General features: G+C 65.4%; 23 protein-coding genes and 3 riboswitches. Of the genes, 12 read left to right on the forward strand and 11 right to left on the reverse strand.

Features of this window, described 5'->3' with window-relative positions; all coding sequences use genetic code 11:
- Positions 1–6 precede the first annotated feature (6 nt).
- The 3 genes from cobM to cbiE are packed head-to-tail and all read right to left on the reverse strand — an operon-like array spanning position 7 to position 2,717.
- Positions 7–732 carry a precorrin-4 C(11)-methyltransferase gene (cobM, locus tag QCE73_RS30510; RefSeq protein WP_035503674.1) on the reverse strand — a complete coding sequence of 242 codons (726 nt, stop codon included), beginning with the start codon at positions 730–732 and terminating at the stop codon, positions 7–9.
- Positions 729–1,499, reverse strand: a complete 771-nt coding sequence (locus tag QCE73_RS30515; RefSeq protein ID WP_309884843.1) for a cobalt-precorrin-6A reductase — start codon at positions 1,497–1,499, stop codon at positions 729–731. The genes cobM and QCE73_RS30515 overlap by 4 nt, the downstream gene beginning before the upstream one ends.
- Before the next feature lie 6 nt (positions 1,500–1,505).
- Positions 1,506–2,717 carry a precorrin-6y C5,15-methyltransferase (decarboxylating) subunit CbiE gene (cbiE, locus tag QCE73_RS30520; protein WP_309884844.1) on the reverse strand — a complete coding sequence of 404 codons (1,212 nt, stop codon included), beginning with the start codon at positions 2,715–2,717 and terminating at the stop codon, positions 1,506–1,508.
- 76 nt (positions 2,718–2,793) lie between these two features.
- Positions 2,794–2,983: riboswitch (cobalamin riboswitch) on the forward strand.
- A 63-nt stretch (positions 2,984–3,046) separates the two neighbouring features.
- Between cbiE and cobG the strand changes: the two genes are divergently transcribed.
- From cobG to cobJ, 4 genes are read left to right on the forward strand one after another with little or no spacing between them, the layout of a single operon-like run.
- Positions 3,047–4,315 (forward strand): precorrin-3B synthase, encoded by a 1,269-nt coding sequence (gene cobG, locus QCE73_RS30525; protein ID WP_309884845.1) that lies wholly within the window; start codon positions 3,047–3,049, stop codon positions 4,313–4,315.
- The gene (locus tag QCE73_RS30530) at positions 4,308–4,934 is read left to right on the forward strand and encodes a precorrin-8X methylmutase (RefSeq protein WP_309884846.1); all 627 of its coding nucleotides are present in this window, start codon (positions 4,308–4,310) and stop codon (positions 4,932–4,934) included. The genes cobG and QCE73_RS30530 overlap by 8 nt, the downstream gene beginning before the upstream one ends.
- Positions 4,931–5,659: a precorrin-2 C(20)-methyltransferase gene (locus QCE73_RS30535; RefSeq protein ID WP_238295252.1), complete on the forward strand. Its 729-nt coding sequence runs from the start codon at positions 4,931–4,933 to the stop codon at positions 5,657–5,659. Before QCE73_RS30530 ends, QCE73_RS30535 begins: the two co-directional genes overlap by 4 nt.
- The gene (cobJ, locus tag QCE73_RS30540; protein ID WP_309884847.1) at positions 5,647–7,299 is read left to right on the forward strand and encodes a precorrin-3B C(17)-methyltransferase; all 1,653 of its coding nucleotides are present in this window, start codon (positions 5,647–5,649) and stop codon (positions 7,297–7,299) included. The genes QCE73_RS30535 and cobJ overlap by 13 nt, the downstream gene beginning before the upstream one ends.
- Here cobJ and QCE73_RS30545 read toward each other — a convergent pair.
- From QCE73_RS30545 to cobW, 4 genes are all read right to left on the reverse strand, one after another.
- Positions 7,275–7,862, reverse strand: a complete 588-nt coding sequence (locus tag QCE73_RS30545; RefSeq protein WP_309885285.1) for a VWA domain-containing protein — start codon at positions 7,860–7,862, stop codon at positions 7,275–7,277. The two genes, cobJ and QCE73_RS30545, sit on opposite strands and share 25 nt — an antisense overlap.
- Positions 7,863–7,981: 119 nt before the next feature.
- Complete coding sequence (locus QCE73_RS30550) at positions 7,982–8,977, reverse strand: AAA family ATPase (protein WP_309884848.1); 996 nt, start codon at positions 8,975–8,977, stop codon at positions 7,982–7,984.
- Positions 8,974–12,750 carry a cobaltochelatase subunit CobN gene (gene cobN, locus QCE73_RS30555; protein WP_309884849.1) on the reverse strand — a complete coding sequence of 1,259 codons (3,777 nt, stop codon included), beginning with the start codon at positions 12,748–12,750 and terminating at the stop codon, positions 8,974–8,976. The genes QCE73_RS30550 and cobN overlap by 4 nt, the downstream gene beginning before the upstream one ends.
- A 6-nt stretch (positions 12,751–12,756) precedes the next feature.
- Entirely contained in the window at positions 12,757–13,842 is a 1,086-nt protein-coding gene (gene cobW, locus QCE73_RS30560) for a cobalamin biosynthesis protein CobW (RefSeq protein WP_309884850.1), read from the reverse strand.
- A gap of 119 nt (positions 13,843–13,961) precedes the next feature.
- Positions 13,962–14,218: riboswitch (cobalamin riboswitch) on the reverse strand.
- Between the two features lie 89 nt (positions 14,219–14,307).
- Here cobW and QCE73_RS30565 point away from each other — a divergent pair.
- The 5 genes from QCE73_RS30565 (at position 14,308) to QCE73_RS30585 (ending at position 17,171) form a co-directional block, all read left to right on the forward strand.
- Positions 14,308–14,733 carry a cobalamin biosynthesis protein gene (locus QCE73_RS30565; RefSeq protein ID WP_309884851.1) on the forward strand — a complete coding sequence of 142 codons (426 nt, stop codon included), beginning with the start codon at positions 14,308–14,310 and terminating at the stop codon, positions 14,731–14,733.
- Positions 14,708–14,908, forward strand: coding sequence for a hypothetical protein (locus QCE73_RS30570; protein WP_309884852.1), 201 nt, complete (start codon positions 14,708–14,710; stop codon positions 14,906–14,908). Before QCE73_RS30565 ends, QCE73_RS30570 begins: the two co-directional genes overlap by 26 nt.
- A 117-nt stretch (positions 14,909–15,025) precedes the next feature.
- Positions 15,026–15,628: a cob(I)yrinic acid a,c-diamide adenosyltransferase gene (gene cobO, locus QCE73_RS30575; RefSeq protein ID WP_309884853.1), complete on the forward strand. Its 603-nt coding sequence runs from the start codon at positions 15,026–15,028 to the stop codon at positions 15,626–15,628.
- A 5-nt stretch (positions 15,629–15,633) separates the two neighbouring features.
- The gene (locus QCE73_RS30580; RefSeq protein ID WP_309884854.1) at positions 15,634–16,932 is read left to right on the forward strand and encodes a cobyrinate a,c-diamide synthase; all 1,299 of its coding nucleotides are present in this window, start codon (positions 15,634–15,636) and stop codon (positions 16,930–16,932) included.
- On the forward strand, positions 16,929–17,171 hold the full coding sequence (locus QCE73_RS30585; protein ID WP_075583875.1) for a DUF1289 domain-containing protein: 243 nt from the start codon (positions 16,929–16,931) through the stop codon (positions 17,169–17,171). The genes QCE73_RS30580 and QCE73_RS30585 overlap by 4 nt, the downstream gene beginning before the upstream one ends.
- A 27-nt stretch (positions 17,172–17,198) precedes the next feature.
- On the opposite strand, the gene QCE73_RS30590 is transcribed toward QCE73_RS30585, so the two are convergent.
- Together QCE73_RS30590 and QCE73_RS30595 are read right to left on the reverse strand one after the other, a co-directional pair.
- Positions 17,199–17,990, reverse strand: coding sequence for a CbtA family protein (locus QCE73_RS30590; RefSeq protein WP_309884855.1), 792 nt, complete (start codon positions 17,988–17,990; stop codon positions 17,199–17,201).
- Positions 17,991–17,999: 9 nt separating this feature from the next.
- Positions 18,000–18,233, reverse strand: a complete 234-nt coding sequence (locus tag QCE73_RS30595) for a CbtB-domain containing protein (protein ID WP_035503688.1) — start codon at positions 18,231–18,233, stop codon at positions 18,000–18,002.
- A gap of 28 nt (positions 18,234–18,261) precedes the next feature.
- Positions 18,262–18,388: riboswitch (cobalamin riboswitch) on the reverse strand.
- Between the two features lie 47 nt (positions 18,389–18,435).
- On the opposite strand from QCE73_RS30595, the gene QCE73_RS30600 reads away from it, so the two are divergent.
- The 3 genes from QCE73_RS30600 to QCE73_RS30610 all read left to right on the forward strand — a co-directional run bounded on the left by QCE73_RS30600 (position 18,436) and on the right by QCE73_RS30610 (position 19,819).
- Positions 18,436–19,011, forward strand: a complete 576-nt coding sequence (locus QCE73_RS30600; protein ID WP_309884856.1) for a histidine phosphatase family protein — start codon at positions 18,436–18,438, stop codon at positions 19,009–19,011.
- Positions 19,012–19,090: 79 nt separating this feature from the next.
- A complete protein-coding gene (locus tag QCE73_RS30605; protein ID WP_035503693.1) occupies positions 19,091–19,462 on the forward strand; it encodes a DUF1428 domain-containing protein in 372 nt (123 codons plus the stop codon).
- A 42-nt stretch (positions 19,463–19,504) separates the two neighbouring features.
- Entirely contained in the window at positions 19,505–19,819 is a 315-nt protein-coding gene (locus QCE73_RS30610) for an antibiotic biosynthesis monooxygenase (protein WP_035503695.1), read from the forward strand.
- A gap of 108 nt (positions 19,820–19,927) precedes the next feature.
- Here the strand turns inward: QCE73_RS30610 and QCE73_RS30615 are convergent, their stop codons facing one another.
- Both QCE73_RS30615 and lhpI read right to left on the reverse strand, forming a co-directional pair.
- Complete coding sequence (locus tag QCE73_RS30615) at positions 19,928–20,239, reverse strand: hypothetical protein (RefSeq protein WP_035503697.1); 312 nt, start codon at positions 20,237–20,239, stop codon at positions 19,928–19,930.
- 115 nt (positions 20,240–20,354) lie between these two features.
- Positions 20,355–21,284, reverse strand: coding sequence for a bifunctional Delta(1)-pyrroline-2-carboxylate/Delta(1)-piperideine-2-carboxylate reductase (lhpI, locus tag QCE73_RS30620; RefSeq protein WP_309884857.1), 930 nt, complete (start codon positions 21,282–21,284; stop codon positions 20,355–20,357).
- Between the last annotated feature and the right edge of the window lie 117 nt (positions 21,285–21,401).

The raw sequence follows: 21,401 nt of genomic DNA on the forward strand, positions 1-21,401 counted from the left end.
GTGCGATCAGTCCTTCGCGTAGAGCGTCGAATCCGCGAAGCCATCGGCGGTCAGCACGCGGCCGACGATGATCATCGCCGTGCGCTCCATGCCCGCCGCGCGCACTTTCGACGCAATCTCCGCGAGCGTTCCCTCGATGCGCGTCTCGTCCGGCCAGCTCGCGCGAAACACGACCGCCACCGGGCAATCCGCGCCGTAGTGCGGCACCAGATCCGCGACGATACGCTCGATATGCCGCACGCCGAGATGAATCGCGAGCGTCGCGCGATGACGCGCCAGATCGGCGAGGCTTTCGCCTTCCGGCATCGATGTTTTCGTCGCGTAGCGCGTGAGGATCACCGTCTGCGAGATGCCCGGCAGCGTCAGTTCCCGCTTCAGCGCCGCCGCCGATGCCGCCGCCGCCGTCACGCCCGGCACGACTTCGTAGGGAATCGCGAGCGCGTCGAGCCTGCGGATCTGCTCGCCGATCGCGCCGTAGAGCGACGGATCGCCCGAATGCACGCGCGCCACATCCTGCCCGTTCGCGTGCGCGTCCTGTAAAAGCGCGACGATGGCGTCGAGATCGAGCTCCGCCGTGTCGATGCACTTCGTCGCGCGATGCCCGTCGAGCACGGCCTTCGGCACGAGCGAGCCTGCGTAGAGAATCACGGGACACGCGCGAATGAGCCGCTGTCCCTTGACGGTGATGAGTTCGGGATCGCCCGGTCCGGCGCCGATGAAATAGATCGTCATGTTTCGGATAGGTGGATTCGGTCGAGCCAGTTCAGCAGCGCATCGCGCGCGCTCGCGGCATCGTCGAACGTGGTGTGCGCGTTTGGCAGCGACGGCCGCGTGAGCATCACGACCGGCAGGCCGCGTTCGCGCGCCACCGCGAGCTTCGCTTCGGTCGCGCGCCCGCCGCTATTCTTGCTGACGATAACGTCGATGCCCGCCGCATCGAACAACGCGCGCTCGCCTTCGGGATCGAACGGCCCGCGGGCATCGATGATCCTCGCGCGTTCGTTGCCCGCATGCGCTTCGAGACAGCGCACCGTCCAGAATTGCGACGCGGGTATTTCATGCAGATGCGCAAGCGCCTCGCGCCCGAGCGTAAAAAGCGGCCGATGAAACGGCGCGATCCGATCGACGATTTCGCGCCAGTCCGCCGCATCGCGCCAGTCGTCGCCCGGCTGCGGCTGCCACGCGGGACGGCGCACCGCCCAGAGCGGCACGTCCGCGAGCGCACAGGCGTCGTGAGCGTGCCGGCTCATTTGCGCGGCATACGGATGCGTCGCATCGACGACGAGCGCGATGTTCTCCGCGCGCAGATAGCGAACGAGCCCGTCGATGCCGCCGAAGCCGCCGACGCGCACCGTGCACGCCAGATCGCCCGGCACACGCCCGAGGCCCGCGAGACTGTAGACATGCGCGGGCGGCAGCGCGCGCGCGATCGCGAGCGCGTCGCCGGTGCCGCCGAGCAGCAGCACGCGCTTCGTGTTTCCCGGCGCTTCTTCACGCATGACGCATCACGGTTTGCTGGCGTGCAACAGCGTGATCGGGAGCGCCTGACGCCAGGTATCGAAGCTGCCGAGCGGCTCCGCCTGCGCAACACCGATGCGCGTCAGCTCGCCGCCGTGCCGCGCGCGCCATTCGACGAGCGCGGCTTCGCTTTGCAGCGTCACCGCATTGGCGACGAGCCGCCCGCCCTGACGCAGACGCGCCCAGCATGCATCGAGCACGCCCGGCACGGTCAATCCTCCGCCGATGAAGACGGCGTCGGGCGCGCTCAGGCCGTCGAGCGCGGCGGGCGCTTCGCCCTTCACGAGTTGCAGCGCGGGCACGCCGAGCGCGTCGCGGTTGTGCTCGATGAGGCGCTGCCGGCTTTCGTTCGCTTCGATCGCGATCGCGCGGCACGCGCCGTGCGCGCGCATCCATTCGATACCGATCGAGCCGCAGCCCGCGCCGACGTCCCAGAGCAATTCGCCCGGCTGCGGCGCGAGGCGCGCGAGCGTCACGGCGCGCACGTCGCGCTTGGTGAGCTGGCCGTCGTGACGATATGCGTCGTCGGGCAAACCGGGCGTGAGCGGCGGCCCGGCGTGCCCGGCATGCGTGCGGCATTCGATCGCGACGAGATTGAGCGCGGCGACGAGCGGCTCGCGCCAGTCGTCGGCACGCTCGTCGATACGACGCTCCCTGTCACCGCCGAGATGCTCGAACACGGTCATGCGGCTTGCGCCGAAACCATGCGCGGTCAGGAGCGCGGCGACGGCGGCGGGCGTCGCGCCGTCCGCGCTCAAGACGAGCAGGCGCACGCCGCGATGCAGGCTCGCGAGCAGCGACGCGACGGGGCGCCCGACGAGCGACACGCACACGGCGTCCTGCAACGCCCAGCGCAAACGCGCCGCCGCGAGCGACAGCGACGAAGGCGCGGGAATGACGCGCATCTCGCCGTTGGCGACTTCACGCGCGAGCGTCGCGCCGACGCCGAAGCACATCGGATCCCCGCTCGCGAGCACGCATATGCGCGTCTTGCCGTCGCCGCGCCCGGCGAGCACGGCATCGAGCGAAAAGGGTTTCGGCCACGGCACGCGGCTCGCGGCGATGCGCGCCGGCAGGAACGCGAGATGGCGCTCGCCGCCGTGAATCGACTGGGCGTCGAGCAGCGCGCGGCGCGCGACGCGGGACAGCCCGTGCCAGCCGTCTTCACCGATCCCCACTACGGTCAGCCAGTTCGACATGCGCCGCCTCCTTCACGTGATTCGTAATGCGCTTCAGGATGCTGCCCCGAAGCGCCTGGATGGTCGATAAAAGCGGGCATAATACAGGTCCGTCGGTGCCCGGGGTCGAAGAGACCCAGGGCCTAAGAGGGAACACAGAAAACTGTGGCTGCCCCCGCAATTGTACGCAGCGAGTCCGCGCTCCACTGCCACTGGTTTTTACCGGGAAGGCCGGCGCGAATGAAGACCTGCCAGCCAAGAGACCTGCCGACTCATCGCATTCGCGCGACGCCGACCGGGCGGGGTGTACCGGTTCGCTCATTACGCGCGAAGCCCAACGGGTCACGCTTTTGACTTCATTGAACCGCTCATCGCTCAACGCCGCGCCGCGCGCATCCGCGTGCCCGGGTTTGATGCGCATCGTGCCCGCGCGCGATGGCGGGCTCGCGCGCCTGCGGCTTGCGGGCGGCGTGTTGAGCGCGCACGCGGCGCGGGCCGTCGCGCGGGCGGCGCGTGACTGCGGCTCGGGCGTGATCGAGGTGACCAATCGTGCGAATCTCCAGTTGCGCGGCATCCGCGACGATGCCCACGCCGCGTTGATCGACATCGCGCTCGACGCGGGCCTCGGTCCGTCGAGCTCAGGCGGCGACGACATCCGCAACGTGATGCTCAGTCCGCTCGCAAGCGACGCCACGCGTGCGCTCGCCGCACAAATCATCGACGCGATGCAGGCCGACGCGTCGCTGCATGCGCTGTCGCCCAAATTCGCGCTCCAACTCGACGCCGGCGAGCGCCTCGCGATGCTCGATCATCCGCACGACCTGTGGCTCTCTGCAATCGACGATGGCGCGCGTTTCGCATTCGGCTTCGCGGGAACGATGCGACAGTGTCCGCTCGGCGCGATTCATCGCAGCGAACTAGTGACATTCGTGTCGGGCGTGCTGCGCAGGTTTCTCGCGCTGGCCACGCCTGACGAACATCGTATGCGCGATCTGCTCGCGCGTGTCGGCATCGCGCGCTTTCTCGAAACATTCGATTTCGACGCAGCCATTAAGCACTGGCGACGCGCACCCGCCGATGCATCCTTGCGCCTCGGCGCTCACGCCGAACCGTATCGCGCGACGTGGTACGCGGGCGCGCAAACGCCCCTCGGTCGTCTCGACGCGGCCACGCTCGAAGCCCTCGCCGATATCGCCGACACGCAAGCCGAAGGCCTTCTCGCGATGACACCGTGGCAAAGCGTGCTGATACCGGGCATCGCCGCGCATCACGCGCATGACGTGCTGCAACGTCTTCACGCGCTGGGCCTCGCGACCGACCCGCGCGATCCGCTCGCGCGCCTCATCGCGTGCGCGGGTTCCGATGGCTGCGCGAAAAGCCATGCCGATACCAAAGCCGACGCGCATCGCCTCGCTTCGCTGCTGCCCTCGCATGATGAAAGCGCGGTGCACTTAAGCGGCTGCGAGCGTTCGTGCGCGGCGGCGCATCCGGTCCCCGTGACGCTCTATGCAGTCGCGCCGGGACGATATGACCTGCATCGCGGCGCACGCATCGTCGCGAGCAATCTGACCATCGAAGAGGCGGCCGAACGGCTCGCCCGGAGCCATGCCGATGCTTGACTACATCCGCGACGGCGCGGAGATTTATCGTCAGTCCTTTGCGACGATCCGCGCCGAAGCCGACCTCGCCGCCCTTCCCGCCGATCTGGAAAAGCTCGCGGTGCGCCTGATCCATGCATGCGGCATGGTCGATATCGTGAGCGATCTGCGCTTTTCTTCCGGCGCTGGCATCGCCGGCCGGCAAGCGCTCGCGGCAGGCGCGCCGATTCTGTGCGATGCGCGCATGGTCGCGGAAGGCATCACGCGCGCGCGGCTGCCCGCCGATAACCGTGTCGTCTGCACATTGAACGATCCATCGATTCCCGAACGCGCCCGCGCGATGAACAACACGCGCTCGGCGGCCGCGCTCGAACTGTGGCGGCCGCATCTCGAAGGCGCGATCGTCGCGATCGGCAATGCGCCGACCGCGCTCTTTCATCTGCTCGACATGCTCGATGCGGGCGCACCGAAGCCCGCGCTCATCCTCGGCTTTCCGGTCGGATTCATCGGTGCGGCGGAATCCAAGGCGATGCTCGCCGCCGATAGCCGCGGCGTGCCCTTCGTCGCCCTGCTCGGCCGGCGCGGCGGCAGCGCGATGGCGGCGGCGGCAGTGAACGCACTTGCTTCGGAGGCCGAATGATGCGCGGGCGGCTTTATGGACTGGGCGTCGGTCCGGGCGATCCGGAGCTCATCACGCTGAAGGCGCTACGCTTGCTCAAGGCCGCGCCGGTGGTCGCTTATTTCGTCGCGAAGGGCAAGAAGGGCAATGCGTTCGGCATCATCGAATCGCATCTCGACGATACCCAGACGCGGCTGCCGCTCGTCTATCCGGTAACGACCGAGGCGCTCGAACCGCCGCTCTGCTACGAGACGATCATCAGCGCGTTCTACGACGAAGCCGCGCTCACGATCTCCGGGCATCTCGAAGCCGGGCGCGACGTCGCGGTGATCTGCGAAGGCGATCCGTTCTTTTACGGCTCGTACATGTATCTGCACGACCGTCTCGCTGCGCGCTTCGATGCGCATGTCGTGCCGGGCGTGTGCTCGATGCTCGGCGGCGTCGCGGTGCTGGGCGTGCCGCTCGTGTATCGCAATCAGAGCCTGTCGGTGCTGTCGGGCGTATTGCCCGAAGACGATCTGAAGCGCCGTCTCGAAGCGGCGGATGCGGCCGTCATCATGAAGCTCGGCCGCAACTTCGAGAAAGTGCGGCGCGTGCTCGGCGAACTCGGGCTCGATGAACGCGCGCTCTATGTCGAGCGCGCGACGATGGCGAATCAGCGCATCGTGCCGCTCGATGAAGTCGATCCGATGGCCTCGCCGTATTTCTCGCTGCTCGTCGTGCCGGGGAAAAAATGGCGCGCGTGAGTGCTTCCATGCCGATGGCGATCGTCATCCTCGGTGCGGGCGCGCTCGATACGGCGCGGCGCATTCAGGCGAACTTCGAACAATCGCGCATTCATGGCCTCGCCAGCCGCGTGAATGCGGACATCGCGTATGACGATTTCGGCGCGCACGTGCGCGCGTTGTATGCGTCGGGCACGCCGATCGTCGCGCTGTGCTCGGCGGGCATCGTGATTCGCGCGCTCGCGTCATCGCTTGCCGACAAGATCGCCGAACCGCCCGTGCTCGCCATCGCGCAGGATGGCAGCGCGGTCGTGCCGCTGCTCGGCGGGATGAGCGGCGTGAACGTGCTGGCGCGCGAGATCGGCGATGCGCTCGCCATCGCGCCCGCGATCACGACGAGCGGCGAGTTGCGCTTCGGTCAATGTCTGCTCGCGCCGCCCGAAGGTTATGCGCTCGCGGATATCGAGCGGGGCAAGCGCTTCGTGTCGGATTTGCTCGCGGGCGAAAGCACGCGCATCGAGGGCCACGCGCCCTGGCTCGACGATGCCGACCTGCCCCGCGCCGACGATGCACGTCTTGCCGTGCGCATCACGCCACTCGCCACGCACGACGAAGACAGTCTCGTGATTCATCCGCGCTGCGTGCTCGCGTGGATCGCGGAAGTATCGTCCGATGACGATGATGTCGCCGAACGCATACGTGCCGCGATGAGCGCGCAGGCGTTATCGCCGCTTGCGCTCGCGGCGTTGGCAGCGCCTGTGCGTTACATGACATGGCGTTCGCTCGAAGACGCCGCGCGTGCGCTGAACGTACCGCTGCGCTTTTGCGATGCCGCGCCGTTCGACGCCGATACGCAAGGCATCGCATTGCACGTGAGCGATACGCCCATCGATGCGCAATCGATCGGCCGTGCGCGCGGCGCGCTGACCGTGATCGGGCTCGGCCCCGGCAGCGCGGAACTGATGACGCCGGCCGCGCGCGCCGCGCTCATCGCTGCGCAAGACGTGCTCGGCTACGAAACCTATGTGCGCATGGCCGGACCGTTTCGCGACGATCAGCGCGTGCACATGACCGACAACCGCGAGGAACTGCAGCGCGCGCGGCACGCTTTCGAACTCGCGAGCGAGGGACGGCGCGTGGTCGTCGTATCCTCGGGCGATCCGGGCGTGTTCGCGATGGCCGCCGCCGTGCTCGAAGCGCTCGACGAAGGGCGCGCGGCGCATCCCGAATGGAGCGCGGTGAATCTCGCGATCGTGCCGGGCGTATCGGCATCGCTCGCGACGGCCGCGCGTGCCGGCGCGCCGCTCGGCCACGATTTTTGCGTGCTGTCGCTATCGGATAACCTGAAGCCGTGGGACGTGATCGAGAAACGCATCGCACACGCGGGTGAAGCCGATCTCGTGATGGCGTTCTATAACCCGCTGTCGAAAGCGCGGCCTTGGCAATTCGACCGGGCGATCGACATCGTGAAGCGCTATCGCGATCCGCACACGCCCGTCGTGTTGGGAAGAGACATCGGGCGACCGGCTGAAGCGTTGCGCATCGTCACGCTGGGCGAACTGAAAAGCGAACACGTCGATATGCGGACGATGGTGATCGTAGGTTCATCGACGACGCGTGTGGTGGGAGACTGGGTTTATACGCCGCGATGGTATGAGTGATCGCCGCCTTCGCTCAGCGCATCGGCGGTGATGTATCGCGCGCCCCAATCGAGGGCGAGCGCCTTGCCGCGTCCCGCACGAATCGAACCCTCTTCGAAATCCACGACGACGATTTCGTCGGCCGACGCGGGCGCTTGCGGCTTCTCGTTCGTGCGCCCGTCGGTCAGCACCCACAACCAGCGCCGCTGCGACGGCCTGTGCCTGGCCGCGCGTTCGAGCACCGTGGCGGCGCTCGATAACCCGAGCGCGAGCGGCGTGCCGCCACCGCCGCCGATCGGCGCGATCCAGCGCTCGTTGAACCAATGCGCCGCGCCCGGTTGCCGGCGCACTTCAGCGCGTCCGCCACCGAAACACACGAGCGCGATCGTCGCGCGTTCGCGATAGGCCCGGTCGAACAACGCAACGAGCATCCCCTTCGCGCGCGCGAGCCGCTCGCCCGCGAGCATCGAACCGGAGCAATCGAGCAGAAAGCAATGCAGCACCGCGCCCTCGCCCTGCGTGCGCCGATAGCGAAGATGCCGGGCGTCGAGACGCATCGAGCGCTTCGCACGCAGCGTCGACATCCAGTCGATCGACGCGCTCTCTTCACCCTCGCGCACAACGTAGCGGCCTTTCGTGCGCGACTCGTTCCATCGAAGGCGATGCCCCACGTCGAAGGCATCCGCGTCGCGCCTTCGATGGTTCAGGCTTTTTTTGCGGCGAGCGGCCTCACTTGCTTGACCTTCGCGATGCCCGTCGGCTCCGGCGGCATCGCGCCCCAGTCCGATTCACCCGAGCCTGCATCGCGCGGCGTGGATTCACGCGAGGCGGGTTCACGCGAAGGCGATTGACTCTCTCGCCGTCGATGCTTCAGCACCGCATCGGCGACGCGCTCGACATGCGTGACCGCCACGTTCGCTGCACCTTCCAGTGCAGCGAGCGCCCGCGCCGCGCGCAGCATCACGATATCGGCGCGCAAGCCGTCCACATGCGCGTCGATGCAAAGCTCGCTCACGCGCGCATGAACCGTATCGTCGAAATCGAATGACGAGAGCGCCGCGCGCGCCGCATGAATGCGCTGGCCCAGCGACGTCTGTTCGCTTTCGTGGCGCGCCCGAAATGCTTCGGGATCCGTATCGAATGCGAGCCGGGACTTCACGATGCGTTGGCGCACGTCTGCATCGAAGCAATTGCTCATCTCCACGGCGAGACCGAAACGATCGAGCAATTGCGGACGCAGCTCGCCTTCTTCCGGATTCATCGTGCCGATCAGCACGAAGCGCGCGTCATGCCGATGCGAAATGCCATCGCGCTCGATGATGTTCACGCCGCTCGCCGCGACATCGAGCAACTGATCGACGAGCGGATTCGGCAGAAGATTCACTTCATCGACATACAGCACGCCGAGATGCGCCTTCGCGAGCAGCCCCGGCGAAAACTTCACGCCGCCATCGCGCAATGCGCTTTGAATATCGAGCGTGCCGATCAGTTGTTCCTCGCTCGCGCCGAGCGGCAAAGTCACGAGCTTTCCCTCGGGCAACAGCTCCGCGAGTGCGCGCGCCGCCGTGGATTTCGCCGTGCCGCGCGGCCCGCTGACGAGCACGCCGCCGATCGATGGATCGACTGCCGCGAGCAAAAGCGCTTGCTGCAAGGGCGCTTGCGCAACGAGCGCGGTAAAGGGGAAAGTGTTCTGATTCAATGTTGTCGGCCCTCGATGCACTGTTCGACATCGAGCAGATGCCGTTCGACCTGCTCGCGATAGCCCGCGGGTTCCTGCCACAGGCCACGCTGCATCGCTTCGAGCAGGCGCTCGCAGATAGATTGCAGCGCGTGCGGATTGTGTTGCGTGATGAACTCGCGCGTGTCGGCGTCGTTCACATAGGCATCGGTGACGAGCGCGTATTGATGATCCGACACGACGCGCGCGGTGGCGTCGTAGCCGAAAAGATAATCGACGGTGGCGGCGAGTTCGGACGCGCCCTTGTAGCCATGCCGCTTCACGCCATCGATCCACTTCGGATTGACGACGCGCGAACGCACCACACGCGCGATCTCTTCGTTCAACGTGCGCACGCGCGGCGCGGCGGGATTGCTGTGATCGGCGTTATACGCGTGCGGCTGCACGCCCGACAGATAGCGCACGGCCGCGACCATGCCGCCTTGAAACTGGTGATAGTCGTTCGAATCGAGCAGATCGTGTTCGCGATTGTCCTGATTCTGCAGCACGACATCGAGCGTCGAAAGCCGCGTGCCGAAGCTCGCGCGCGCTTCGACGCCATCGCCCGTCTGCGAGTAGGCGTAACCGCCCGTGCTTTGATAGGCAGCGGAGAGATCGGCGTCGGACTGCCATTGTCTTGCGTCGATCAGCTCCTGCAAGCCCGCGCCGTATGCGCCCGGCTTCGTGCTGAACACGCGCCAGCCCGCGCGCCGCCGCGCTTCCTTCGCTTCGATGCCGCGCGCGATCAGTTCGTCGCGTTCGCGCAGGATGCGTGTGCGGATCGGGTTGATATCGTCGGGTTCGTCGTCGAGTTCGGCGACGGCCTGCACGGCCGCATCGAAGAGATGGATGAGGTTCGCGAACGCATCGCGGAAAAAGCCCGATACGCGCAGCGTCACGTCGATACGCGGCCGGTTGAAGATCGATATCGGCAGAATCTCGAAGTCGGTCACACGATGGCTGCCCGCCGCCCACTTCGGCCGCACGCCGATGAGCGCGAACGCCTGCGCGATATCGTCGCCGCCGGTGCGCATCGTCGCCGTGCCCCACACGGACAGGCCGATGGCGCGCGGAAAATCGCCGTGGTCCTGCACATGACGTTCGACCAGTGCGTTCGCCGACTTGAGTCCGAGCGACCAGGCCGCCTGCGTCGGCAATGCGCGTGTATCGACGGAATAGAAGTTGCGGCCCGTGGGCAGCACGTCGGGCCTGCCGCGCGACGGCGAACCGCTCGGACCCGGCGGCACGAAACGACCTTCGAGGCCGCGCTTCAATTGCAAAAGCTCTTGCGGGCCGCATGCATCCAGACGCGCGAGCACATCGCCGCGCAGACGTTCGAGCACGAGCGATGCATGCGGACCGGGCGCGGCGGCATCGTCGTCCGACAAAAGTTGCATCGCTAACGCTTCGAGGCGCTCGCGCGTATCGCCTTGATGACGCCACGGCGCATCGCTGACTTCCAGTAGCGCACGCGGACACGGCCCGTTCCACGGCGCAGCCCAGTCGGCATCGAGCGGATCGAAATCGGCGGGCAGTTGCAGATCGCGCGCGATCGCCGTGATGAGGCCCGCGTTCGCGCCCTGCCCGTCGCCGATCGGAAAGCGGCCGAGCGCGAGCAGCGTATCGCGGCGCTGCACGCCTTGCGGCGAGACGCCGAACACATGCAGGCCATCGCGAATCTGCGCTTCCTTCAGCTCGCAGAGATACGCGTCGGCGCGCGTGAGCAAGGCATCTTCGCCTACGGCATCGCGCGGCGCATCGAGACCGAGTTCTTCGTGCAGCCTGTTCTCGACGATGTTCGCGAGGATCGACCGGCGCAACAGCTTCGCGCGCCGCGCATCGACCATCAGCGCTTCGTAGTATTCGTCGACCTGACGCTCCAGATCCTGCAACGGCCCGTAGTTCTCGGCGCGCGTGAGCGGCGGCATCAGATGATCGATGATGACGGCCTGCGCGCGACGCTTCGCCTGACTGCCTTCGCCCGGATCGTTGACGATGAACGGATAGAGATGCGGCATCGGTCCGAGAATCGCATCGGGCCAGCACGACGACGACAACGCGACGCTCTTGCCCGGCAGCCATTCGAGGTTGCCATGCTTGCCGACATGCACGATCGCATCCATCTGAAAGCGCAGACGCAACCAGACATAGAACGCGAGATACGAATGCGGCGGAACGAGTTCGGCATCGTGATAGCTCGCGTAATCGTGGCGTTCGCGCGAGCGCGAAGGCTGAATGCCGATGAAGACTTCGCCGCAACGATAGCCCGCGATCATGAAGCGGCCGCGTCTTATGGTGGGATCGTCTTCGGGCGTGCCCCAGGTCTTTTCCAGCGCGGCCCGCGCATCGGCGGGCAACGTGCGATACGCGTCGAGATAGTCATCGAGCGCGAGACTCTGCAGCGCGGGACGCAAGTCGCGCACGATGGGATCGTTGGTCACGCCTTCGGTCAGCGCGGCGATGAGCGCATCGCCGTTCGCGGGAATGTCGCCCACGCGATAGCCTTCGCGCGCGAGCATCGACAGAATGCCGATGGCCGATGCGGGCGTGTCGAGTCCCACGCCGTTGCCGATGCGCCCCTCGTTCGCCGGATAGTTAGCGAGCACGAGCGCGATGCGCTTCTGCGCATTCGGCGTATGACGCAGCCTGCACCAGCGGCGGCTCAGTTCCGCGACGAAGCGCACGCGCTCCGCATCGGCCTGATAGCGCACCACGTCCACTTGCGTGTGCTTGCAGTAATACGCGAGACCCTTGAAACTGATCGCGCGCGTGATGATGCGGCCATCGACTTCGGGCAGCGCCACGTGCATCGCGACATCGCGCGAATTCAAGCCGTGATTGTCCTTTTGCCAGTCGTCGCGATTGCCGCCGCTCAGGATGACTTGCAGCACGGGCGCATCGCCCGCCACTTCGAATACTTCGTCTTCACCGATCACGCTCGCCGCGAAAGCCGTCGTGTTCAATACGAGCGATGCGCGATGCTCCGCGCATAAACGGTCCACGACTTCGCGGCTCATGCTCTCTTTCAACGACGAGATCGCGATCGGCAGCGGATTAATGCCTTCCTTTTCGAGCGCTTCGATGAGCGCATCGAATACAGCGGTATTGCCCGACTGCAAATGCGCGCGATAAAAAAGAATAGCGGCGACGGGCGCGCCTTCGGTCCAGCGCGCCTGCCAGTCTTCGATCGTCGCGATATCGCGCTCGGGATGATAGATCGCGACGGCAGGCAGCGGGCTCGGCGGCTGCGGCTCGCGTCCGAAGCCGAACGCGTGATGCGCGATCGTGCGCAGGAATTCTTCCGCATTGCGCGCGCCGCCTTCACGCAGATAGCGCGACAGCTCGCGGCAAAACCGGGCATCCGCCGTGCTTTTGCCGATGAGATTCGGGTCCTCGGTGAGATCGCCCGAAAACATCGCGAGCATCTGTTGCTCTTGGTTCGCGAGCGCGACGAGCCGTTCGATGCCGTAAGGCCAGTACGATTCGCCGCCAAGGTGATCGACGATCACGACCTTCGCGTGACGCAACACATCGTCGATATAGAAATCGACCGACGCGGGCTGGCGCAGGAACGATTGATTCGCGAGCCGCACTTCGGGAAAGCCCGCTTCCAGACGCGGAAACACGCTCGCGAGCAACGCGAGCGTCGTGTCGGCGGAACTGAGCACCACGATCGGCGCGCGTGTCTGATCGATGCGCATGACGCCTTGCGCATCGTCGACGAAGCCTCCCGGTGTCGTGCGGAGCAGATGCATGGCTGCTTATGCCTGCACGGCAGCGCTCGCGAGCGCCGCGTCGAATGCGCGTTGCAGCGTGTCGCGATCGAGGTCTTCGCCGATCAGCACGAAACGGCTTTGCGTCGTCGCTTCACCGGCTTGCCAGCGGCGATCGAAATAGCTGTCGAAACGACGCCCGACGCCCTGCACGACGAGCCGCATCGCAGCGCCCGGCAGCGCGGCGAAACCCTTCACGCGATAGATCGTGTGATGCTCGACGAGCGCATGCAATGCCGCGATGGCCTGCTCGCGCGATTCGACCTTGCCCTGAACGACGAACGAATCGAACTTGTCGTGATGGTGATCGGCGTGGCCTTCATCGTCGGGCGAGCCGTGATGATCGTGGCGCAGATGAATCGTCTCTTCCGATGCCGCTTCGAGACCGAGCAGCGTATGCACATCGAGCCGGCCCATTTGCGCAGGCACGATCTTCACTTCGCGCGGAATCTCGGGACGCACGAGCGCCTCGACTTTTTGCAGCGCTGCATCGTCCATGAGATCGGTCTTGTTCACGATGACGAGATCCGCCGACGCGAGCTGATCCTCGAACAACTCGTGCAGCGGCGATTCGTGATCGAGATTCGGATCGGCCTTGCGCTGCGCATCGACGGCGACGGGATTGGCCGCGAACTGGCCGCTCGCGGCGGCGGGACCATCGACCACGGTGACGACCGCATCGACCGTGAACGCGTTCTTGATCGACGGCCAGTTGAACGCCTGCACGAGCGGCTTAGGCAATGCGAGACCCGATGTTTCGATCAGCACGTGATCGATGCTGTCGCGCCGCTCGACGAGCTGCTCCATCACCGGATAGAACTCTTCCTGCACGGTGCAGCACAGGCAGCCGTTCGCGAGTTCGTACAGATTGCGGTCTTTGGACCCGGCTTCGTCGTCGCAGCCGATGCCGCAGCCCTTCAGGATTTCCCCGTCGATGCCGAGCTCGCCGAACTCGTTGACGATCACCGCGATGCGCTTTCCTTGCGCGTTGGACAGGATATGCCGCATCAGTGTGGTCTTGCCGCTGCCGAGAAAGCCGGTCACGACCGTGACGGGGATCTTGCGGGTTTGCATCGTAGCTCCGTGGCTTCAGGTGCGAGCGCTTCGTGTCGCGCGATGCGTGACAACGCCGCGGGATGAAATGGGAAACGCACGCTTGATGGATCATGGGCCGCGCCGCATCCCCGCGACAGCGATCCCTGTGAAAGTCTGGCCGGTATCCGGGCTGACGATTGCGCCGCTTCGCCTTCCCGCGCGTAAATACGCGCAGTGGCCTCGAAGCCGGCTTCCCGTTCATGCGATGAAACATCGCGTGCACGGGGAATCGCTTACCGTTGCGGGGGCAGCGCAGGTTGACGTCCACTCGATCGGTCGAAGGAACGCGCCCTGCTTCCCGTTTAACTGCGCGCGAGAGAATCCGCGCGCGAGCACCAAAACTGCGTGAAAGTCTAGGCGCGGCGGGCGCGAGCGTCAAGAAATGACGCGGCGCGCGCGGTGTCATAATGCTGGCCCGCGCGGCGCGCTTTCTTTGAATCGCACATGGAATCCGTCATTGCTCGCATGAATGCGTCTGCCGCTATGCGGCTTGCGGTCGGTATCGGCTGCAGGCGAGGCACGAGCGTCGACGCGATCGAACACGCGGTGCGTGTTGCGCTGGGCACGCATCGATTCGATGAGATCGCGATCGTCGCGAGCATCGATGCGAAAAGGGATGAAGCGGGCTTGCTCGCGTTCTGCGAGCGTCACGGCCTGCCGCTGCGCTTCTATAGCGCCGATGAAATCGCGCATGCGCCACGCACCGCGATTTCACATCATGCAGCGAAGCATCTGCACGTCGATGGCGTATGCGAGCCATGCGCGCTGCTTGCGGGCCACGCGCGCACGCTCATCGTGCCAAAGACGATCGATTGCGGCGTAACCGTCGCGATCGCAGCGGCGCATGAAACCGGTGCGAACGGAACATGAATACCGGCTTCGTCGCCATCCGCGGGCCTTTGGTTTCGGCGAGCGGCTTCGCGACAACGGGCCTGAACTTGTCGCGGCAGAGCCAGACGAGAACGATGAGCGCCACGAGTTCCAGATAGAGATAGAGCGCGTCCATTTTTCTGCTCCTGAAGTCGGTGAGTGCGTGAGTGCATGATGCCCACCGTCTGTTAGCGCAGAATTAAGCCGCGAACGCAGCCGCCACCTGATGTACGATACGGCCGTCTTTCGTCATGCAAAGACCCGCCGCAATCCCGTTCACACTGGAGTCGATGTGAAAACCGATACCGAATCGCATCTGCGCATGACCCAACGTCGCAAGGAAGGTCACGAGAAAAAGCAGGCCGCCGCCGATCACGAGAAGGGCCTTCTGATCGTGAATACCGGCAACGGCAAGGGCAAGACCACGGCGGCGTTCGGTATGGCCGTGCGCGTGCTCGGTCATGGCATGAAGCTCGGCGTCGTGCAGTTCATCAAGGGCGCGCTGCATACGTCCGAGCGCGATTTCCTCGGCGCGATCGCTCATTGCGATTTCGTCACGATGGGCGACGGCTACACCTGGAACACGCAGAACCGCGAAGCCGACATGGCCACCGCGCGCAAAGGCTGGAACGAGGCGCGGCGCATGATCGAAAGCGGCGAGTATCAAATGGTCGTGCTCGATGAACTGAACGCCGTGCTCAAGTACGAATATCTGCCGCTCGATGAAGTGCTCGACGTGCTGAAGGCGCGTCCCGCGACGCTGCATGTGGTCGTGACGGGACGTCACGCGCCCGATGCGCTGATCGAACTCGCCGATCTCGTCACCGAGATGCGGCTCGTCAAGCACCCCTATCGCGAGCAGGGCGTGAAGGCGCAACGCGGCGTCGAGTTCTGAACGCGATGCCCGACTGCCCCGCTCTGTTCATCGGCGCAAGCGCGTCGCATCAAGGCAAGACCACGGTGACGGCCGCGCTCGCGCGTCATCACACGCGCCGTGGCCTGAACGTGCGCGTGTTCAAGACCGGCCCGGATTTTCTCGATCCGATGATCCTCGAACGCGCATGCGGCACGCGCGTCTATTCGCTGCATCTGTCGATGGTCGGGCTCGATGCGTGCCGCGCATTGCTTGCACAAGCCGCGCGCGAGGCCGATCTCATACTCATCGAAGGCGTGATGGGTCTTTTCGACGGCACGCCCAGCAGCGCCGATCTCGCCGTCGCGTTCAACGTGCCCGTGCTCGCGGTGATCGGCGCGCACGGCATGGCGCAGACCTTCGGCGCGATCGCGTTCGGGCTCGCGCGCTATCGCGCGGACGTGCCGTTTCATGGCGTGCTCGCGAATCGCGTGGCGTCGGCGCGTCATGCGCAAATGCTGTCGGAGACCATTCCCGACGGGCTGCGCTATTGCGGCCATCTGTCGAATGCGGACGATATCGCGCTGCCCGAGCGTCATCTCGGCCTCACGCAGCCGGAAGAAATCGCGGGCCTCGACGCTCGGCTCGATCGCGCCGCCGATGCCATCGCGCAAACCGCGCTCGCGGAATTGCCGCCGTCCGTTCATTTCGACGATGCGAGCCTTCCTGCGCCTCCGCGTCTGCTCGACGGAATGCATATCGCGATTGCGCGCGATGCCGCGTTCTCGTTCGTCTATCCTGCGAACGTCGATCTGCTCGTCGCGATGGGCGCGCGCATCAGCACGTTTTCGCCGCTGGCCGACGAACCCGCACCGCACGACGCCGATGCGCTCTACCTTCCCGGCGGCTATCCCGAGCTGCATGCGGCGACGCTCGCCATGAATGCGCGCACGCGCGCGTCGATCGGCGGGCATGTCGCGAAAGAGAAACCGGTGGTCGCGGAATGCGGCGGCATGCTCTATCTGCTCGACACGCTGACGGACATCGAAGGCACGCGGCACGCAATGCTCGGCATTCTCCCCGGCGATGCCGCGATGCAACGCAAGCTGTCGCGCCTCGCGATGCAGCGCATCGACACGATGCACGGCGCGATGACGGGCCACACCTTCCATTACTCGACGCTGCACACGCCGATGCAGGCCGTCCTCGAAGCGAAGCACGCGACCACAGGCACATCGGGCGAAGCGCTTTATCGGCACGGTCCGGTGACGGCCACCTACATGCACGCTTACTGGCCGTCGAATCCGGCCGCTGCCGCCGCGCTCTTTCGCGGCGAATCACTATGACGACCACGCAAGACATCCGCACGCCGCTCGATCTCGCCTTCACGATCGAGCGCGCCAAGACGCAGGAACCGATCGGCTCGCCATGCACCGACGTATGCAAGCTCGATCCCGAAACGGGCTTATGCCTCGGCTGCTTCAGAAGCCGCGAAGAGATCAAGACCTTCAGATCGATGGACGATGCCGCGAAGCTCGATCTGTTCGACGCATTGCTCGCGCGGCGTGCGGCAAGCGCGAAGTGAGCCGCGTGATCGGGCCGGATAAGCCGGTCAAGCCGCGGCCATTCTCCTGATAGCCGGCCGCTCCAGTTCACGCGCGGCGAGTGCGCCGAACACGAGACCGAGCGTCGTCCAGATCAGCGCCTGAATGCCGATCGCGGCCAGCCGGAAGTTCCACAAGAGCGAAGCCGAGAAATCGGCAGGCACTTCATCGATGCGCGGCAGCGCGACCTGCGCCACCACGATCACGACGATATACGCGGCCGCTGCGATGAGCGTCGCGTTCCAGCCGTCATGTTGCGCCGCCATGCGCCGCCGCAGCCACACGGCGAACACCGCCGCCGCGATGGAAATGGCCACCATGCCGAAGAAGAGCGCCGTGCGCGGCCCGATGGTTTCGGCATTGCCGACCGCCGGCGGATTCGGCGGATACTTGAGGAACGGCACGATGGCGACGCTCACGAAGCCGAACAACGCCAGCAGCGCCGACGTGCCGCGCGCGCGCAATGCGCCGAGCCGCCCGTAGGCGAACGCGAACACGAGCGAGAAAAGACCGCCCAGCGCGGTGCCGAACACCGCCACGCCCGTCAGGAGGCCGAGGCCCGCTTGGGTATCGCGTGAGACGAGTTCCTCGTCGCCGTGATCGTGCGAATGCGCGGCGCCAGTCGCGGCGTCGGCCTGCTCGTGTTCGTGCTCATGCGCGGCTTGCGCATGCTCGTGCTGTTCCTCGAACGCGATGGCGCGCGCCACCGACGGCTCGCCGAACGCACGCGCGAAGCCGAAGCCGATCAGGCCCGCGACCAGCCCCGCGATCATGCCGCGTATCAGCAAAGTGCGAATCATGACGCGTCCTCAGTGGCACGGAAAGCCGAGCAGATGCCGGCCGTCGTGAACGAATTCGTGGACGTACATGCCCGAGAAAATCGACGTTGCGCCCTGCTCCGCGCCGACGAAATAAATGGCGATCAGCAAAAGAAGGCCGATGAAGACGGCCCACGGCAGCACTTCGCGCACCGGGATGGGCACGGGTGCGTCGAGCGACGGGGAAACCGGAGCGGAAAAGACCGGCGTGTTGGAAGCGTTCATGATGGTTCTCCAGGGAAAAGCGCGTCCCGATTGACGAAGAGCTTGCAGCGGGGTCTGACTCGCGGCGCAACGCTTTCACGCTGACGAACGCATACAGTGGCGCGACCGTGCCGGGTTTGCACCGGCTTCCTCGCACTGCAAGCTTGCCATTCTATGATGATCGGCGGCAAAGTAAAACGATTCCGAATAGCCCGGCGATCCCTTGGAACTCATTCTGTTGTGTCACGCGGCCACGCGTGCGATGAAAACCGGCCACTTTCCCAACGGCGACGAGCTCGCCGAGCACGACGGGCACTCGCGGCTCGCGCCGCTCCTCGCGGGGCCGCAAGACCATACGCGCGTGATTTCAGGCCCCGCGCCCGTGGCACGGCAGACGGCAGCATGGTTCGCGGATGCATTCGACATCGTTCCGGCGTTCGACGACCTCGACTATGGCCGCTGGCGCGGGCAGTCGATACGCGAAACCGGCGAACGCGAGCCGGAGCATGTCGCCGCATGGCTCGCCGATCCGCAGGCGCGCGGGCATGGCGGCGAGAGCATCGCGATGCTCGCCGTGCGCGTCGCGCAGGGGCTGGAGTTCATCGATGGCCTGAATGCGTGCGAGCGCTGCATCGTCGTCACGCACGCGATCGTCGTGAAAGTGGCGCTCGCGCATACGCTCGGCATGCCGCTCGAATCCGTGTACGGGATGAACTTCGCGCCGCTCTCGACCACGGTGCTCAAACGCGCGTCGGCGGCCGAAGCATGGACGGCCGAATTGCCACATCAGCCGGCCTGAACTTCATTGCTTACGAATCGCTCAAACGAGCAGCGCATCGCATGCGCGGTCCGCTTTCGAACCGATTCAGGAGACTCAGATGGCGCACTACGTGGATGGATTCGTCGTACCCGTGCCGATCGACAAGATCGACGCCTACCGCACCATGGCCGAAGCCGCCGGCAAGATCTGGATGGAGCATGGCGCGCTGCAATTCGTGGAGACCATCGCCGACGACGTCAAGCCCGGCAAGCTCACGTCGTTTCCGCAGAGCGTGCAACAGAAGGAAGGCGAGACCGTCGTGTTCTCGTATATCGTCTACGAGTCGCGCGAGCAGCGCGACAGCGTCAATGCGAAAGTGATGGAAGACCCGCGCCTCAAGTCGATGATGGAGTCAGGCGAGCCGCCATTCGACCCTCAGCGCATGTTCTTCGGCGGCTTCACGACGCTCGTCGAACTGGAGCGCGGCTAATCGTTTTAATTTTTGATTCTACGGTTAAGGAAACGCATCGACATGTATATCGCCATGAACCGCTTCAAGATCGTGCCCGGCGCCGAGACGGATTTCGAACGCCTCTGGACCAGTCGCGACACGCATCTCAAGGACGTGCCGGGTTTCGTCGAGTTTCATCTGCTCAAGGGCCCGGTGAAGGACGATCACGTCCTGTATTCGAGCCATACGATCTGGGCGAATCAGGCGGCTTTCGAGGACTGGACGCGCTCGGACGCGTTTCGCGCGGCGCATCGGAATGCCGGCGGCGAAACACGCCAGCTTTATCTCGGACATCCGGAGTTCGAAGGCTTCGAAGTGATTCAGACCGTCAAATGACAGGCCGACGCGCGCGCTCGAACGATCGCGCGTTTTTCGGCGAACACGCGCGTTTTACAAGCGTGTGAAAAAAGCGCGCTTCGGATTCGTCGTTTTATCGGACCTTTTTCAGGCCTTTGCGCCGCGCGCCATGCGCTGCAATGTCGATGAATCGATCGCCGCGGCGCAAATACGGACCGCTTCTTTCAGCGTGCGCGGCCGGCCCTCGCCGAATTGCGATTCGAGCATCGCGACGGCGCGCACCCGCTCGTCGCTGCCGAGTTTTTCGCCTGTTGCAAGCTCCAGCACGGAGATGAAGTAAGCCGCGGGGGGCGAGGCGCTTGCGTGCGGAAGCGCCTTTCGGTTTGCGCCCGCACCTTCGCCACCGTCGTCGTGCGCCGGAATCCACGGGTGCCACTTGCTGTCGTATCGACTTTTCATGGGTCAGTTCGCTGGCTCGATTGCTTTGGCGCATGGCCTGCGCCGTTTATCTCGTGACGCCGTTGCGCCTCTATCATTAAGCAAACCGTCAGCAAGTACCGTTCCAACCGAACTTTCAGGGCGCGCCGTTTTCCTCCGACAAAACCGCGCGTGCGACGCGACATGTCGCGAGATCCCACGCCGCGCAGCCGACCGATTTGAACATTACGGGACGCTCGGCCTTCTTCGGCGCGGCGAGCGCTTCGGCGAGCGCATGCACCGCGTTCCAGTCGACGCCCGCGAGAATGAAGTCTCCCGCTTCGTGACGCGCGCCCGCGAGGTCATCGACATAAAGCTCGCTCGCGTGGACGGTCGCGGCGGCGATCTCGGCGGCATCGGCGGTGAAGGCGCCCACGCCGATCACGAGCCGCCCCTCACGCGCGGGCATCGTGTAGACGGGCGTCTTGCTCGTGGTCGCGGCGATGACGATATCGATCGAATCGGGGATAGCGGCGTCGTCGAGCGCGGCGAGATTGCCCGAAGCCGACGCGTGCGCGGCGCAAAACTCGCGCGCGCGTCCGGGACGCGAGCCCTGCACGCGAATGCGCGCATCCGGATAAACGGCGGCGAGCGCCTCGACGTGATACGCCGCCTGCTTGCCCGTGCCGATCACGAGCACTTCGCGCGGCGCGGCGGCGTGAAGCGCGCGGATCGCGAGCATCGACACCGATGCCGTGCGCCGCCCCGTCACGGTGGGACCGTCGAGCATGAATTGCGGCACGCCTGTCGCGGCGTCGTATGCGGTGACCTGACCGTGAATCGTCGGCAGGCCGCGCGCGCCATTGCCGGCGCACACGTTCACGAGCTTGTGCATTGCGATATCGGCGGCGCTCGCGGGCATCGACAGCATGACGCCGCCCTCGATCGGCACGACCATGCGCTCCGGACTCACGATGCGGCCGGCCGCGTAATCGAGCATCGTCGCGGCGAGCGTGTCCACGAGCCGGTCATAAGGCACGAGGCGCGCGGTTTGGGCTTCGTCGAAACTCTGGATCGTTGCGGTCATCGTGTTCGCTCGCTGTGGATGTTGAGGTGCGGTTGACTGTGCCATCGGCATGCCATCGAAATGCCGGAACATTCTAACGGCGCGCGGCGCCTTGTCACAAAGCGGCCAACCGGATTT

The organism is Caballeronia sp. LZ029, assembly GCF_031451275.1.
In the GTDB taxonomy this organism is placed as follows: Bacteria; Pseudomonadota; Gammaproteobacteria; order Burkholderiales; family Burkholderiaceae; genus Caballeronia; species Caballeronia jiangsuensis.

What these genes read in the sequence shown, in the direction of transcription:
- cobM (WP_035503674.1), bottom strand. Translation starts at nt 732, where the DNA reads ATGACGATCTATTTCATCGGCGCCGGACCGGGCGATCCCGAACTCATC.
- QCE73_RS30515 (WP_309884843.1), bottom strand. Translation starts at nt 1,499, where the DNA reads ATGCGTGAAGAAGCGCCGGGAAACACGAAGCGCGTGCTGCTGCTCGGC.
- cbiE (WP_309884844.1), bottom strand. Translation starts at nt 2,717, where the DNA reads ATGTCGAACTGGCTGACCGTAGTGGGGATCGGTGAAGACGGCTGGCAC.
- QCE73_RS30530 (WP_309884846.1), top strand. Translation starts at nt 4,308, where the DNA reads ATGCTTGACTACATCCGCGACGGCGCGGAGATTTATCGTCAGTCCTTT.
- QCE73_RS30535 (WP_238295252.1), top strand. Translation starts at nt 4,931, where the DNA reads ATGATGCGCGGGCGGCTTTATGGACTGGGCGTCGGTCCGGGCGATCCG.
- cobJ (WP_309884847.1), top strand. Translation starts at nt 5,647, where the DNA reads ATGGCGCGCGTGAGTGCTTCCATGCCGATGGCGATCGTCATCCTCGGT.
- QCE73_RS30545 (WP_309885285.1), bottom strand. Translation starts at nt 7,862, where the DNA reads ATGTCGACGCTGCGTGCGAAGCGCTCGATGCGTCTCGACGCCCGGCAT.
- cobN (WP_309884849.1), bottom strand. Translation starts at nt 12,750, where the DNA reads ATGCATCTGCTCCGCACGACACCGGGAGGCTTCGTCGACGATGCGCAA.
- cobW (WP_309884850.1), bottom strand. Translation starts at nt 13,842, where the DNA reads ATGCAAACCCGCAAGATCCCCGTCACGGTCGTGACCGGCTTTCTCGGC.
- QCE73_RS30565 (WP_309884851.1), top strand. Translation starts at nt 14,308, where the DNA reads ATGGAATCCGTCATTGCTCGCATGAATGCGTCTGCCGCTATGCGGCTT.
- QCE73_RS30570 (WP_309884852.1), top strand. Translation starts at nt 14,708, where the DNA reads ATGAAACCGGTGCGAACGGAACATGAATACCGGCTTCGTCGCCATCCG.
- QCE73_RS30580 (WP_309884854.1), top strand. Translation starts at nt 15,634, where the DNA reads ATGCCCGACTGCCCCGCTCTGTTCATCGGCGCAAGCGCGTCGCATCAA.
- QCE73_RS30585 (WP_075583875.1), top strand. Translation starts at nt 16,929, where the DNA reads ATGACGACCACGCAAGACATCCGCACGCCGCTCGATCTCGCCTTCACG.
- QCE73_RS30590 (WP_309884855.1), bottom strand. Translation starts at nt 17,990, where the DNA reads ATGATTCGCACTTTGCTGATACGCGGCATGATCGCGGGGCTGGTCGCG.
- QCE73_RS30595 (WP_035503688.1), bottom strand. Translation starts at nt 18,233, where the DNA reads ATGAACGCTTCCAACACGCCGGTCTTTTCCGCTCCGGTTTCCCCGTCG.
- QCE73_RS30605 (WP_035503693.1), top strand. Translation starts at nt 19,091, where the DNA reads ATGGCGCACTACGTGGATGGATTCGTCGTACCCGTGCCGATCGACAAG.
- QCE73_RS30610 (WP_035503695.1), top strand. Translation starts at nt 19,505, where the DNA reads ATGTATATCGCCATGAACCGCTTCAAGATCGTGCCCGGCGCCGAGACG.
- QCE73_RS30615 (WP_035503697.1), bottom strand. Translation starts at nt 20,239, where the DNA reads ATGAAAAGTCGATACGACAGCAAGTGGCACCCGTGGATTCCGGCGCAC.
- lhpI (WP_309884857.1), bottom strand. Translation starts at nt 21,284, where the DNA reads ATGACCGCAACGATCCAGAGTTTCGACGAAGCCCAAACCGCGCGCCTC.